Origin of the sequence: Luteolibacter yonseiensis (assembly GCF_016595465.1) — a bacterium.
In the GTDB taxonomy this organism is placed as follows: Bacteria; Verrucomicrobiota; Verrucomicrobiia; order Verrucomicrobiales; family Akkermansiaceae; genus Luteolibacter; species Luteolibacter yonseiensis.
Window position 1 is genome coordinate 55,522 of the sequence record NZ_JAENIK010000012.1, and the last position, 13,990, is coordinate 69,511.

Genomic DNA, 13,990 nt, shown 5'->3' on the forward strand with positions numbered 1-13,990 from the left:
TCAAAACCAGCAGTGAAGCAGACGCCTAATAACAAAATCATCATCTTTTATCCCTATATCGGCGAATATGGCGGAATCGAGCGGAACATCATCGCGCTGTCCGACGAAGCGATCGCGATGGGGTGTGAGCCGGTGCTGCTCTGTTTCTACGACCGGATACAGATGGAGAAATGGGGACCGGGAATCTCCGTCGTCCAACTGGGCGAGGGAGGAAGTCCGTTTGCCAAGGCCCGGAAAGTCAGGCAGTGGCTGGACGCGCACCGGCACGAGATCCTCGGACTTCCGTTTTTCTTCGGCGGAAAAGCCGGTTTCTATGGAGGTCTCGCCGCGATGGGAGCCTATGCCCTGCACTACACGGATCCGCCGAGCCTTCTCAGCAAAGGACCGGACCGCAAGGGTGTCATGAAGCTGCTGGGGGACTTCCGGTCGAAGCTCTCCGACAAGATCACTTCCCGCGGGGTCTCCAATGCCCGTGTCCGTCTTACAATGACCCGCTGGAACGCCGAGGAGCTCGAGCGCTGTTATTCCCATCCTTTCGATGTCATCTACCAAGGCGGTCTCCTGCCCGAGGGAGAAGTCGTGTTCAAGGAACGTTGCCAGGGGCCGGTCCTGCGGCTGTTCTCTATCTGCCGTCTGACGGGCTCGAAACATCTCGATTGGATTGTCGACGCCGCCGTCAGGTTGAAACAGTCACCGGAAATCGCGCGATGGTTCGACAGTTTTGAAATCGTGATCGCAGGCAAGGGACCGGCACTTGAGGATCTGAAGAAGCATGCCGGGGAGCTGGGGGTGACCGAAATCGTGAGCTTCCCGGGCTTCCTGGATGCGGATCAGTTGAAAAACACATTTCAGGCGACCGACGTCTTCCTCGTGCCGGGCCGCCAGGGCTACGGATTGCCGGTGCTTGAGGCGCTGTATCGCAATGTGCCGGTGGTGTTGAACAGGGAATCGCGCATTTCCGAAATCCTGGCCGACAACCCCTGGGCCCATGTCACGGGAAACAGCAGCGGGGAGTTTTCCTCCGGACTGATTGATCACATCGCCGGCATTCGGGAGAAATATCCCGATCCCGCGCTGTTGAAAGACCTGCCGGTGGAGCAGGGCTGGGCTTCACAAATCGGCAAACGCTGCAACTGGTGGTAAGAAATGCCTTCCGAAAATAAAAATACCCCGAAAGCGGTTTTTGTGGCGCATCTGGGTTGTGCGGGCGCCTCCGGGCGGCAGCGGCTTTGGGCCTTGCGGCAGTGCGGCGTGGAGGTCGAGTCGCTGGACAAGGACGCTTATCGGAAAAATTCGGGACGTTTGAAAAACCTGCTGATCAAACTTTCCAGGAATCCATCGCTATCCTCAAGGTGGCGGGATCTGGAACACGACCTGATCGAGCTTTGTAAAAAGACGGAGCCCGACCTCATCTGGATGGAATGGCCGAAGGAATTCGAATCCTCCCTATTCAGGAAATTGCGGGAGCTTCCGAAAATTCCGTTCCTCGTCTCGTTCCAAGATGACAACCCATGGGGAGAGCGGTCGGCCGATCAATGGATGTGGAAGCGGTATTTCAAGATCATTCCCGAGTTCGACATCCACCTGGTGAAGAGACCCGAGGACAAGGACCGGATCCGCGAACTGGGCGGCAAAGCGAGCCGGCTATGGGAGCACGGCGCCTATTCTCCGCTGTTTCACCCCGGCGAAGGCAAAGGCGCGAAAACCTACCCTGTGAGCTTCGTCGGCACCTGCATGGATGGGCGCGAGAAACTCGTCGGACTCCTCCTCGAGCAGGGGCTTCCCATCCATGTGTTCGGCACCCACTGGGAAAAACGCAGCGATCTGCCCAAACGCTATCCGGACAACTTCCATCCGGCGGTTCGTGCGGAACAATATGCCGACGTCCTGAGACAGTCGGGGATCTGCCTCGGCCTGGTGTCGCATTCCAACCGTGACGAATGGACGATGCGCACCTACGAGGTGCCTGCCTGTGGCAGCCTGCTTCTGGCCGAAAGGACACCCACTCATGAGAAGTGGTTTGAAGAGGGCAGGGAGATCGTCTTGTTCTCCGACAACGAGGAATGCGCTTCCGCGGTGAAGAAGTTGCTCTCGGATGAAGGCCGCCGCGATGAAATCGCATCCGCCGGTTCTGAAAAAATTTGCTCGAAGCCATGGGCTTTGGAGGAAAGGATGCGGGAATTCCTGAATTCCATCCGGGAAACGGCCCGCATGTCCTTGAAATGATCACACCCTCGGAACATAGAGAGAGCCTTGCGACGGTGCGTGGCGCGCTGCTTGTCGTATTGGGAATTGCGGTGGTGGCCCAGGCGCTCGTGTTCGCCAACACGCGGAATACGTTCGCAAGCATTCTGGCCGCGATTCCGTTCGTCGCCGCCGTCCTGATCGTGTTCCGTCGTCCGACGTCATGCGCGGGTGCCCCATTGCCAGGAACCATCGTGTTCCTCATGATTGCCGGAAACAGCATCGCGCCGCTTTATGGGACGCTCCTCGAAGGCAAACCCCTGTCATTCAGTCTGTCGGATCCGGTCGCGGTTTTCCAGCACAGGGCGGTGTACGGAGTATCCTTGCTCGCTGCCTACCTGATTGCCATTTCACTCTGGCTGTCACCGGTACGAAACATTTTTGTCGGACTCGGACGCTCGCTCGGCACCTCGAAGCTGTTTTCCGTCAGAAGTGTGTGGATCATCGGTTTCATCGGCATCGGTGCGGGCCTCTTGAAGTTCCTGCCCTTGCCCAGTCTGGTCACCAAGATCCTGGACGGTGTCGGATTCCTCAACTGGGCACCCTACATCCTCCTGATCCCCCCTTATTTCGACAGGAAAAAGTCTCTCACCGATTATTGGCCGCTGGCCTTGCTCTATCTGTTTCAGGCCGGAATTTCAGCCGGCACGAACAGCCGCATGGGATTTGTCGGCCCGCTCGCCGCCGTGGCCTCCGCATGGCTGGTATGTTTGATTTCCGGCCATCTGGTCGTCGATGCCCGCTGGATGAGGAAAGCCGCGTTGAGTTCGATCGCGGGATTGGTGGTCATGAGCCAGTTCGTGGATTTCTCCACCGCGATGCTCATCGAGCGTGACCGCCGTGGTGCGAGAAGTTTGGCCGCGCAGGCGGGCGCCACATGGGACACGTTCCTTGATAAGGACAGGCTCGCGCTGTACAGGACCTATTTCCGGGACGTCGAGGAGGCGAGAAGCGGGTGGAAAGAGAACTACGTCGACAATCCCATTCTTGCCCGGTTCATCCAGATCAAGTTCGACGACAATTGCCTGAAGAGGGTCAGACATTATACTCCGGACGACATCCAGAGCCTGACGACCATCAGCAGGGACAAGATGTTCGCCCTGATCCCGGGCCCTTTTCTCAAACCTTTGGGAATCTCAATCGACAAGGAGTTCGTCAATTCCTTTTCCACCGGAGACCTGATGGAAAGCCTTGGCGGAAACCCGGTGCTCGGCAGACGTCTCACCGGCTCCATCCCTGCCCAGATATTCGCTATTTTCGGATGGTGGTATCCCGCGGTTGTCATTCTCGTCTACATGATGATCTGGATCATCCTCGCCGGGATAGTTTCCAACAAATTCGCCTTCTTCAGGGTGTCCACGCTGGGAATGATCCTGGCGTTCCAGGTGTTCACCGACATCTCCCTGGATGGGATCACGAATTCGACCGGCTTCGTTTTCAGAGGTGCTTGGGAAGTCCTGCTTTTGTATGCACTCGTGCTGGCGGCGATGAGATTCATGGGCGAGGGGAAATTGTTGCGCCCCCCCAACCTCGGTCGATCACGCGGGATTTCACGAAAACCCGGAAGGAAACTTGACGAAATGAATCCCAATTTAGCGAAAGAGACGCCATGAGGCTGGTGGTTTTTGATTCACATCCGGTCCAGTACCGTGTGCCCATCTGGCAGACGATGGAGAAGCTCTCGCCGTCCTCGGTCCATGTGGTGTATGCCTCCGACTGTTCCGTGCGCGGACACATGGACGGTGGTTTCGGAAGAATGGTGGCGTGGGATGATCCGATGCTGGAGGACTACGAAAACACAATCCTCAACTGCGAGAAAGGAAAGCCCTTGTCCGGTTGGGGATCCCTGACCGGTGCCGGGGTGAAGGAAGTCCTGGATCGTCTCCAACCGGACGTGGTGCTGCTGACCGGTCTGAACTACCGTTATGATCTGGTGGCCTGCGTGACCGCGCGGCTGAGGGGGATCCCTGTCTGGCTCAGATGCGAGACACAGGATCAAGCGGTGAACCGGAGCGATTCGAAGAAGCTCGCCCGGTATTTCATTTATCGGAACATCTACCGGTTGATCGACAAATTCTTCTACATTGGCAATCTCAACCGCCAGCACTACGAGGATCATGCCGTGAGGGACGCGCAATTGTTTCCGGCGCGCTATGGCACGGTGGATCGTTTCGCCTCGCTGGATTCTTCAACCAAAAGCAGGCTGAGGAAATCCCAGCGCGACGCCGCAGGTGTTTCGGACGGGACTTTTGTCGTCGGATTTTCCGGGAAATTCATCCCCAAAAAGAATCCGGATCTGTTGTTCTCGATGCTGGACCATCTGGATGAGACGCTCCGTGCGAGAGTTGCCTTATACTTTTTGGGCAGCGGGGAAATGGAGGCCGACCTGCGGGAATTGGCTGAATCCGCACGGTCGCGATATGGTGTGGCGACTTATTTCGCAGGCTTTGCCAACCAGTCCGAACTTCCGGGACATTATCTGGCGATGGACCTGCTGGTGCTTCCCTCCCGTAGGAGTGGAGAGACCTGGGGACTGGTGGCCAACGAAGCGATGCAGGCCGGGTGTGCCGTCGTGGTCAGCAATGCCGTCGGCTCCGGAGCGGACTTCAATGCACTGGAGCGGTTTGAAATCTTCGACGAGGGAAATGCGACCCAACTGGCGGACCGCATTGCGAAACTCTCGGTTTACCCCCGTTCCTTCGACTGGGCGGATGAGGAATTGAAGGGGTATTCGATCACGGCGACAGCTTCCGCTTTGTTGGCCGAAATGGGCAAACTGGATGGCTGAGCCATCGGCAGGATGATGAAAATCGTTTTATTCACACACCCGAAATTCGTGCCATCACAGAGCATGCCGAGATTCGCGGCGATGTTGCAAAGCGGAATGGTGGAACGGGGCCATGACGTCGAAGTCTGGACCAGCGAGAAGTTCTTTTTGAAAATTCCCGTGCCGGCTCCTTTGCGGAAGTGGGTGGGTTATCTGGACCAGTACCTGGTGTTTCCGCTACAGATCCGCAACCGCCTCGGGAAAAGCTCTCGGGACACGCTGTTTGTTTTCGCCGATCAGGCGCTGGGGCCCTGGGTGCCGGTCGTTTCGGGACGACCACATGTGATCCACTGCCATGACTTCCTCGCACAGCGGTCCGCTCTGGGAGAAATTCCCGAAAATCCGACCGGAAGGACGGGCAAGTGGTACCAAGCCTATATCCGGCAGGGTTTCCGGCAGGGGCGCAATTTCATTTCGGTTTCGGAAAAGACCCGCTCCGATCTCAACCGCTTCGTGAATGGCGGGGTGGAGCGGTCCGAAATGGTGTATAACGGCTTGAACCAGGAATTTGGTTTGGTTGACCCGTCATACGCCCGCACTGAACTGCGGAAGCTGACCTCGATCGACCTGGACGGAGGATATCTGCTGCATGTGGGGGGCAACCAGTGGTATAAGAACCGCATCGGGGTGATTGAAATCTACAATGCGTGGAGAGCTGGAACAAACCCGGGACTGCCTTTGTTGATGATCGGCCCGAAGGCTTCGGGCGACCTGCAAGCCATGCGCGACGCTTCGCCGTTCAGGGACGACATCCACCTTCTGGCCGGACTGGACGATGTGGCCGTCCGGCTCGCGTATGCGGGATCCGCTGCCTTCATCTTTCCTTCGCTTGCGGAGGGTTTCGGCTGGCCCATCGCCGAGGCCATGGCATCCGGCTGTCCCGTTCTGACCACAGATGAGGCGCCAATGACCGAAGTGGCTGGTGAAGCGGCCTTCCTGATTCCCCGGCGTCCGCAGGATGAGAGCCAGACAGCCACATGGGCGGCGCGTTCGGCCGACGTGCTTCAGAAGTTGGTGAGCTTGTCGGACGACGAACGGAAAAACGTCGTCACCCGGGGGATTGCCAACGCGAAGCGGTTTGATTCCGCAGCCGCGCTGGACCAGATCGCCCGGATATACTCCAGCGTGCTTGCCGGCAGATGAAGTGGGACGAAGCCCCTGTTTGAACAATTGTTGATCCAACCGGATTGTGAAACTCCTCCGCGTCATATCAAGCATGGATCCGGTCCACGGAGGACCGTGCCAGGGTATTCGGAATTCCATTCCGAGCCTCGCGAAACTTGGTGTCGCCAACGAGGTTGTGTCGCTCGATCCGCCATCCGCGCCTTTTCTCGGCAATGATCCGTTTCCGATCCACGCCGTGGGACCGGCGAAGGGATCGTGGGGTTATGGAGCCGCCCTCGTCCCCTGGCTGGTGGACAATCTGCCAAAGTTCGAGGCGGTCATCGTCCACGGACTTTGGCTTCATCACGGCTACGCGGTGAGAAAGGCCCTTTCGGTCATCCGGCGAAGACAACCTGCGGAGAAAGTCCCCCGCATGTATGTCATGCCGCATGGAATGCTGGATCCCTATTTCCAGCGCGACCCATCCCGCAGGCTCAAGGCCTTGAGGAACCTTCTTTATTGGAACTTGATGGAGTCGAAGAATGTGGCTGAGGCCGACGGTGTCCTTTTCACCTGCGAGGAGGAGCTGAGGCTGGCACGTGAGACGTTCCGCAACTATTCCCCGAAACGCGAGATCAACGTGGGCTACGGGGTTGCCGCACCACCGTCGTTCCGCGAGACACAGAGGGATTCATTCCAAGCCGCCGGCGCCGGGCTTGCCGACCGTCCTTACCTTCTCTTTCTCAGCAGAATCCACCCGAAGAAGGGCGTCGATCTGCTCATCCATGCCTTTGCTTCGTTGGTGAAGGAACGCTCCGCAGGGTTGGAGGGAATTCCATCGCTCGTGATCGCGGGCCCCTTGGACTCGATCTATGCCGACGAGATGAGAGCGTTGGCTGCGGACTGTCTCGCTGGCCTGCCCCCGGGGGAATCCCATCCGCGGATCCATTTCGTGGGAATGTTGCAGGGGGATGCAAAATGGGGCGCGTTTTACGGTTGCGAAGCCTTCGTCCTTCCCAGCCACCAGGAGAATTTCGGCATCGCGGTGGTCGAAGCGCTGGCGTGTGGCAAACCGGTGATCATCTCCGACAAGGTCAATATCTGGCGGGAGATCGATGGTGCCGGGGCCGGTATGGTGGCGGATGACTCCGTGGAGGGCACTAAGGAATCCCTGTCCCGCTGGTTTTCTCTGACCGATGCTGAAAAGAAGGAGATGGCTGGCAATGCGATGAAGTGCTTCACCGGACATTACCGGATGGAGAACGTCGCCAAAACGTTCGCGGAAACATTATCCGCCACCCCTTAGCAACCCGTCGGGAAACCACGCGGAATCCGCTCCTCTCTGATCCGGGCATGTTCGGGAGCCGGGCCCGACCAACGATAAACGGCAACCGCGCGTTGCCAGGCCGGCGGGATTCCCAATAAGTCCGGCGATTTATATCCCAAACCCGGCAAGTTAATCCAAAGTTTCTAAAAGATGAATATAGCTATCATTCAGGGGGCGTTTTTGCCGGTTCCGGCGATCCATGGAGGGGCGGTGGAGAAAATTTGGTATCGGATGGGAGTTGAGTTCGCAAAGCATGGCCATGCGGTCTGTCACATCGGAAAAGCCGACAAAACGTTGGCGGATGCGGAGGTGGCCGATGGCGTTAGGTATGTACGGGTCCGTGGTTTCGACACGCCGTCATCGCTTGCCGTCTTGAAGCTGATGGATCTGATTTACACCATCCGGGCGATCCGTAAAATCCCGCGTGAGTGTGACGTGGTCGTGACCAATACGTTTTGGGCACCATTTCTGCTTCGGGGGCGTCTCGGGAAAAAAGTGTATGTGGATGTTCAACGGGTCCCCAGGGGACAGATGAAATTTTATCGGCACGTCGGAATGTTACGGGGCTGCTCTCCGGCGATCAGTGACGCCGTCAAGCGGGAGCTTCCCGATGGCGATCACGATTTGGTATCGTACGTTCCAAATCCGGTGCCGTTCGATGTCGTCGATACCGGGGTGGGCAAAGAAAAGGTGATCCTGTTTGTTGGCAGGCTGCATCCGGAAAAAGGTGTCGGGGTGTTGATCGATGCTTTCAGAATTCTGGTTCAGGAGGGAAATGTCGGTTGGAAATTGATCGTCGTCGGACCTTCCGCAACAAAGGACGGGGGAGGGGGAGAGGAGTTCGGAAGCGCCTTGGTGAAAAGTGCGGAAGGACTGGATGTGGAGTTTACCGGTCCGGTTTTCGACGACCGCCTGCTTAAGGATTATTTTGCGAGAGCTTCGATTTTCTGTTATCCCGCCCAGGAAGGGAGTGGCGATGCCGCTCCCGTCGCGCCCCGGGAGGCGATGGCTTACGGCGCGGTCCCCGTGGTGTCGCAGTTGCCGTGTTTCGGGGATGTCATCCATCACGATGTGAACGGAATCTGCTACGATCATCTGGCCAAGGACCAGCCGGGGGTGCTGTCAGGATGGCTCAAGAGCCTGATGACGGATCCAGAACTGTTGGAAAGGCTGTCAGGCACGGCCCGGCGGGTGGTGGACGACTACTCAAGCCAGTCGGTGGCAGTGAAATTTCTAGAGGATTTTCATCGTCTGAAGCAACGTTGATCAAGATGGAATACCAACAAGAATCCCCCTATTCGAGTCCATGGACCTTGCGACAGCGCGTGCTGATGGTCGCTTGGGAATATGTGTGGATCCTTCTTTGCTCCTGGACGCCCAAGCCGGCCAACCGCTGGCGGATTTTCATTCTGGGACTATTCGGGGCCAAGCTCTATGGCAGGCCGTTCGTTCACCAGCGCGCGCGGATCCAGATCCCTTGGAACCTCACCATGCATGACCGGGCTTGTTTGGGAGACCGTGCGAACGCTTATACCCTTGGCGAAATAGAACTGTTTGAACACGCCACCATCGCACAAGAGGTCTACCTGTGCACCGGAACCCATGCGTTTGACCGTCCCGAACTGAATCTGATCACGGCGAAAATCGTCATCGGGGCCCATGTATTCGTGGGGGCGCGTGCTTTTATCATGCCTGGGGTGGAAATAGGCGCACATAGCCTGATCGGCGCCTGCAGCGTTGTCACGAAGTCCCTTCCTGCCAATACTGTCGCAGCCGGGAATCCAGCCCGCGTGATTCGCAGTCGCACAGCCAGTTTGTGAACCTATCCTATGTCGCCCCTAGACCTTACCATCGCCATCCCCGTCCGCAATGAAGAGCGCAATCTGCCAGGATGTCTCGATGCCATTGGAAAAGGGTTGGCGAGCCGGGTGGTGATCCTCGATTCCGGAAGCACGGATGCGACCCGGCAGATCGGCCTCGACTGGGGTGCGGAAGTGATCGATTTCAAGTGGAACGGGCGGTTCCCCAAGAAGCGGAACTGGTACCTCCGCAACCACCGGCCGACAACGCGCTGGGTGTTGTTTCTCGATGCCGACGAGTATCTGACCGAATCCTTCAAGGCGGAGTTGCCTTCCGCACTCGAGGATGTGGGAAAGACGGGCTATTGGCTCAGTTACTCGATTTATTTTTTAGGACGGGAGCTGAAGGCGGGTTATCCGCTGCGCAAGCTGGCGTTGTTCCAGACAGGGGCGGGGGAATATGAAAAAATCGACGAGAGCCAATGGAGCCAGCTGGACATGGAGGTGCATGAGCATCCTGTGCTGACCGGCAAAATCGGCGTGATCCCGGCGAAAATCGATCACCAGGATTTTCGTGGGGTGAACCACTATGTGGCGAAGCACAACGAATACTCCTCGTGGGAAGCGCACCGTTTCCTGATGACCGCCAACGATCCCGAGGTGAGAGCCGCCTGGACCTGGAAGCAGAAAATCAAGTACCGGCTGATACGCAGCCCGTTGATAGGTCCGATATATTTTATCGGCAGTTTTGTGGTGATGGGCGGCTTTCGGGACGGAGGGCGGGGTATGGCCTTCGCGATCTTGAAAATGGCCTATTTCACCCAAGTGTATTGCAAGATCAGAGAGATGGAAGAAACCAGCCATAAGCGAAACTAATGTCAAAAAAGTGTTTTCTAGGAATCGATTTCTGGAGCGGTTCCACTGGCGACCTTTTGAAATCTGCGGATTGTGAAGGCGGGCTGTTCACCGTGCCCTCGGCGCCGTCATTGGCGCAGATGAGGCGGGATCCGGACTTGATGAGCGCCTACCAGGCCTCTGACTGGGCGGTTGTCGACGGCGGATACGTGGCGTTGGTGCTGCGCATGTGTTTCGGTCGCCATCTGCCGCGGATCTCCGGTCTGCAGATACTGCAGCGGCTGGTGGGAGAGAAGAGCCGGCGGTCCATCCCTTTCCACGAGCGCCGGATCCTTTGGGTCGTGCCTACCGCGGAGGAGAAGGACAGGATCGATTATTATCTGGAGGACCAGGGATTCCCGCATCAGCTCCGTCATTGGTATTACGCACCGTTTTATCGGAAGACCGAAGATTTCCAAGACGAGGCTTTGGCCGCAAAAGTCGCCGAGGTGCGGCCTGACTGGATCATCCTGTGCATCGCGGGCGGCAAGCAGGAGAAGCTCGGCCATTTCCTGAGAAGTCTGAGCTCTGGAAGTCCGGAATCAGGCCTCGAAGCGGAGGGGCCGGATGAGGCATCAGCCGAAGGGACATCACGGCCGAAGGGGCCTGTGATATTGTGTACCGGCGGGGCGATAGCGTTCTTATCGGGGGGGCAGGCAAACATCCCGACGTGGGCGGATCGTTTGTATCTCGGTTGGTTCTTCCGTATCACCTCATCTCCGAAGGTTTTTCTGCCACGTTACTGGGTGGCTGCCTACGAATTTCCCCTCTTGCTCTGGGAGCGGCGTGGGAGCTTGTTTGTGAAAAAGGGGACGGAGTGAACCCGGTCAACCCGTTGTCTTCGCGGCATTTCACTTCCCGGGCCGCTTTCTTTCACCTCGGCCGGACAGTCGCCGGTTGGCATCGCTGGAAGCGAACCGACCTTCGAAATCCAAAAATATCCGGCTTTGCGAAGGTTAGGCTGGCATGAAAAATGCATCCGTGGCAAAAGGAGTCATGTCCGAGAGCGATCGGGTGTCATTTTGAACATGCAGAAAGCCTAACAGGTTTTTGTTGAATCACGATGACAACTGCTCTACAGACGAGGACATATCCGTGACACGCCATCGTTGAATCCAGTCAACTCTGCCGGACCACCTCAATTTTAGCGCCCCCCGAACGTTTCCATGATCTCCGCCCGCGAAAAAGGATTTTTCCAAATCCTCGTAAGTCTCCAGATGGCAGTCATTTCTGCCGTTTACTGGCTCGCATTCCTATTGAGCTTTGTCGCTGCGGAGCGGGGGGTGGTCGACGTGCTTTCTTATGTGAAATACTGGTTGGTCGCGATCGTGACCATCGCCCTTGAGGCTCTTTCGCGCCCGAACCATCTGCGTCCCACTCCGGGCCGGATGAGACACATCGCGCTGTCCGTGGCGCGCAGGCAGTGGGTTTGGATGCTTTCCAGCATGACCATCCTGCTGGTGTTTTCCCGCGATTTGGAAATCTCGCGTGCGTTCATCGGTATTTTCGCCGTCATGGCCCTTCTGGCGCTTTTCGCGAGCAACCGCTTCCTGATTCGCTGGTTGTCCACATTTTGCGCGACCCAATTTTCCCGATTGAGGTTGCGGACCCTGATCCTTGGCCCGGAACACTGGTGCGAGTCGATCATTCCCGAGATCAAGACCATCCATTCCATGCTCGACATCACGAGGGTGGAGGCGACGGACAAGAAGGAGAGGAATACCGCCGAATACGCGCGTTTGGTGGCCGAGCAGCCGATCGACCTGTTGATCATGCCTCCGAGGCACCTGCCCGACGCCACCGTCATTGACCTTCTGAGATGTGGGGACAGATTCGGATTCCGTTGCTGGTTGCCGGTTGAGCTCACCAGGACTTACGGACGCCGTTTCGAATTGCAAAAAGTCGGGTGCCTCGATGTGCTTTCCCCACCCGTCGAACCATTGGAGAATACGTCGAACCAGTTCATCAAGCGTTCGTTTGACGTGGTGTTCGCCTCGTTCGTGGTGGTGACCATCCTGCCGGTGCTCTGCCTGGTGGTGTCGCTGATCCACCGCATGTACTCTCCGGGTCCATTGTTGTTCAAGCAGAGCCGGGTGGGGCGGAACGGATTGCCTTTCCAGGTGTATAAATTCCGCAGCATGCACGTCAAAAATCCTGACGAGACGCAACAGGCGACCAAGGGTGACTTGAGAATTTTCAAAGGCGGCAACTTCCTGCGCAAATCCAGTATCGATGAGATGCCCCAGTTTCTCAACGTGCTGATGGGCGACATGAGTGTTGTGGGACCGCGTCCGCACATGGAGCAGCACGACTTCGAATTCCGTGAGATTTTCGAACGCTACGGAGTCCGGCGGTATGTGAAACCGGGTGTGACCGGTCTTGCCCAGGTCAAAGGGTTCCGGGGCGAGATCTGCAAGCCTCAGGACCTGCGGAACAGGGCGAGATTGGACAATTTCTACGTCACCCACTGGGATGTCGCCATGGATCTCGGCATTGTCGCCATGACCGGGATCAGCATGATCAAACCGCCGAAAACAGCTTATTAGTGGGAAAGAGCGGAATCCGCAGGGTGTTCCGATCTGCCCGCGAGCGGTATTCCGCATGCGCGATGAGCTGGCGGAATCTTCTCACCATCCCCCGACGTTCTCGATACCTGAAAGGCGCGAAAAATCCATCGGGAGAAGATGCCGGCTTGGTGTGGTCTCCTTTGGTGGATTTTTCGCGCCTTTTCGTATTTTACGGTCATGCGTCCAAGGGGGGCACTGAAGTCGTGATCGGAAAAGAGGTTCGATTTCCTCTCAGGCCCGCGCTCCTTCTGATTCGCCCGGTCCCAAAGCGCATTGGAAGCAAAATTGTATGGACTGCATAAACGGCTCACGATTAATTTCCCAGCATCGTCATTAAAACAAGTTCCGACATCACCAGATCCTCAGACCAGTGGGTGCCATTGGTGTTGGTGTTCGCACTGTGGACACCGGCGATGATCGCCGCTTCCTACATCTGGCAATACGGAGATTACTATGACTATGGCTGGGTGGTTCCTCCCGCCGCGATCCTGCTGTCCATACGGCGTTGGCGGGACGACCGTTTTCCGTTGATTCCACTTGGCCGGAGGGCGCTTCTTATTGGAGCCGCCTTGTTGTTTCCCTGGATTCTGCTCCTCAGGATACTCAACCATACCGATCCCTCGTGGCGCCTGCCCATCGGGACGCTGGGATTCACGGCGGCGATCTGCGGCCATGTGTTGATCGGCATGACACGGGGCTGGAGGTTCTCCGCGGGCTATCTGTGGATCACCTTGTTATGGCTGTCCGCCCTGCCTTGGTTTTTCGCGGTGGAGAAGGGTCTCATCCATCATTTGACCCAAGGGGTCATCGCTGCGGCGGCGGAGCTGTTCCAACTTTTCGGCACACCTGTGGAGGTGGTTGGTGACCAGTTGATCTTGCATGATATCACGGTTGAGGTGACCGACGGATGCAGCGGGGTACGCTCCTTTCAGAGCTTCGTCATGGCCAGTTGGTTCTTCACGGAACTCTACCGGCTCTCGCTGACGCGGGCGTTGGTGTTGCTCATCTGTTCCTGCGTAGTGGCGTTCCTCGTGAACATGGCGAGAACCTACGCCCTGGCACACATTCGTTTCGAACACGGCAAAGAAGCTTTTGACAACGCTCACGATTGGCTGGGCCTGCTGGCCTTCCTCGTCAGCGGGGTGCTGTTCTTTTTGATATCGGGCAGATTGGCCGCATTTTCGCGTCGCGTTGTGTTGAGAACCGTGAAACCCTGACGGAAAGTCCG

Annotated in this window: 12 protein-coding genes; all 12 read left to right on the top strand. The window is 57.2% G+C overall.

All coding sequences use genetic code 11. The features are described from left to right. The first annotated feature begins 12 nt into the window (after nt 1-12). A complete protein-coding gene (locus tag JIN84_RS23445) occupies nt 13-1,143 on the top strand; it encodes a glycosyltransferase (RefSeq protein ID WP_200352086.1) in 1,131 nt (376 codons plus the stop codon). Nucleotides 1,144-1,146: 3 nt separating this feature from the next. After that, nucleotides 1,147-2,226 (top strand): CgeB family protein, encoded by a 1,080-nt coding sequence (locus JIN84_RS16050; RefSeq protein WP_200352087.1) that lies wholly within the window; start codon nt 1,147-1,149, stop codon nt 2,224-2,226. Next, a complete protein-coding gene (locus JIN84_RS16055; RefSeq protein WP_200352088.1) occupies nt 2,223-3,857 on the top strand; it encodes a hypothetical protein in 1,635 nt (544 codons plus the stop codon). The genes JIN84_RS16050 and JIN84_RS16055 overlap by 4 nt, the downstream gene beginning before the upstream one ends. After that, entirely contained in the window at nt 3,854-5,032 is a 1,179-nt protein-coding gene (locus tag JIN84_RS16060; RefSeq protein ID WP_200352089.1) for a glycosyltransferase family 4 protein, read from the top strand. The genes JIN84_RS16055 and JIN84_RS16060 overlap by 4 nt, the downstream gene beginning before the upstream one ends. Nucleotides 5,033-5,095: 63 nt before the next feature. Continuing rightward, nucleotides 5,096-6,214, top strand: coding sequence for a glycosyltransferase family 4 protein (locus JIN84_RS16065; protein WP_234043537.1), 1,119 nt, complete (start codon nt 5,096-5,098; stop codon nt 6,212-6,214). Between the two features lie 73 nt (nt 6,215-6,287). Then, nucleotides 6,288-7,481 (top strand): glycosyltransferase, encoded by a 1,194-nt coding sequence (locus tag JIN84_RS16070; protein ID WP_200352091.1) that lies wholly within the window; start codon nt 6,288-6,290, stop codon nt 7,479-7,481. A gap of 576 nt (nt 7,482-8,057) precedes the next feature. Continuing rightward, on the top strand, nt 8,058-8,768 hold the full coding sequence (locus JIN84_RS16075) for a glycosyltransferase family 4 protein (RefSeq protein ID WP_200352092.1): 711 nt from the start codon (nt 8,058-8,060) through the stop codon (nt 8,766-8,768). 5 nt (nt 8,769-8,773) lie between these two features. Next, nucleotides 8,774-9,322, top strand: a complete 549-nt coding sequence (locus tag JIN84_RS16080) for a DapH/DapD/GlmU-related protein (RefSeq protein ID WP_200352093.1) — start codon at nt 8,774-8,776, stop codon at nt 9,320-9,322. Nucleotides 9,323-9,331: 9 nt separating this feature from the next. Next, entirely contained in the window at nt 9,332-10,177 is an 846-nt protein-coding gene (locus tag JIN84_RS16085) for a glycosyltransferase family 2 protein (protein ID WP_200352094.1), read from the top strand. Nucleotides 10,178-10,317: 140 nt separating this feature from the next. After that, nucleotides 10,318-11,016 carry a WecB/TagA/CpsF family glycosyltransferase gene (locus JIN84_RS16090; protein ID WP_200352095.1) on the top strand — a complete coding sequence of 233 codons (699 nt, stop codon included), beginning with the start codon at nt 10,318-10,320 and terminating at the stop codon, nt 11,014-11,016. Between the two features lie 396 nt (nt 11,017-11,412). After that, nucleotides 11,413-12,741, top strand: a complete 1,329-nt coding sequence (locus tag JIN84_RS16095; RefSeq protein ID WP_200352096.1) for an exopolysaccharide biosynthesis polyprenyl glycosylphosphotransferase — start codon at nt 11,413-11,415, stop codon at nt 12,739-12,741. A gap of 395 nt (nt 12,742-13,136) precedes the next feature. Beyond that, nucleotides 13,137-13,979, top strand: coding sequence for an exosortase/archaeosortase family protein (locus JIN84_RS16100; RefSeq protein WP_200352097.1), 843 nt, complete (start codon nt 13,137-13,139; stop codon nt 13,977-13,979). The last annotated feature ends 11 nt before the right edge of the window (nt 13,980-13,990 follow it).

Coding starts and splice junctions, on each gene's coding strand:
- JIN84_RS16050 (WP_200352087.1), top strand. CDS start 1,147: ATGCCTTCCGAAAATAAAAATACCCCGAAAGCGGTTTTTGTGGCGCAT.
- JIN84_RS16055 (WP_200352088.1), top strand. CDS start 2,223: ATGATCACACCCTCGGAACATAGAGAGAGCCTTGCGACGGTGCGTGGC.
- JIN84_RS16060 (WP_200352089.1), top strand. CDS start 3,854: ATGAGGCTGGTGGTTTTTGATTCACATCCGGTCCAGTACCGTGTGCCC.
- JIN84_RS16065 (WP_234043537.1), top strand. CDS start 5,096: ATGCCGAGATTCGCGGCGATGTTGCAAAGCGGAATGGTGGAACGGGGC.
- JIN84_RS16070 (WP_200352091.1), top strand. CDS start 6,288: ATGGATCCGGTCCACGGAGGACCGTGCCAGGGTATTCGGAATTCCATT.
- JIN84_RS16075 (WP_200352092.1), top strand. CDS start 8,058: ATGTTACGGGGCTGCTCTCCGGCGATCAGTGACGCCGTCAAGCGGGAG.
- JIN84_RS16080 (WP_200352093.1), top strand. CDS start 8,774: ATGGAATACCAACAAGAATCCCCCTATTCGAGTCCATGGACCTTGCGA.
- JIN84_RS16085 (WP_200352094.1), top strand. CDS start 9,332: ATGTCGCCCCTAGACCTTACCATCGCCATCCCCGTCCGCAATGAAGAG.
- JIN84_RS16090 (WP_200352095.1), top strand. CDS start 10,318: ATGAGCGCCTACCAGGCCTCTGACTGGGCGGTTGTCGACGGCGGATAC.
- JIN84_RS16095 (WP_200352096.1), top strand. CDS start 11,413: ATGGCAGTCATTTCTGCCGTTTACTGGCTCGCATTCCTATTGAGCTTT.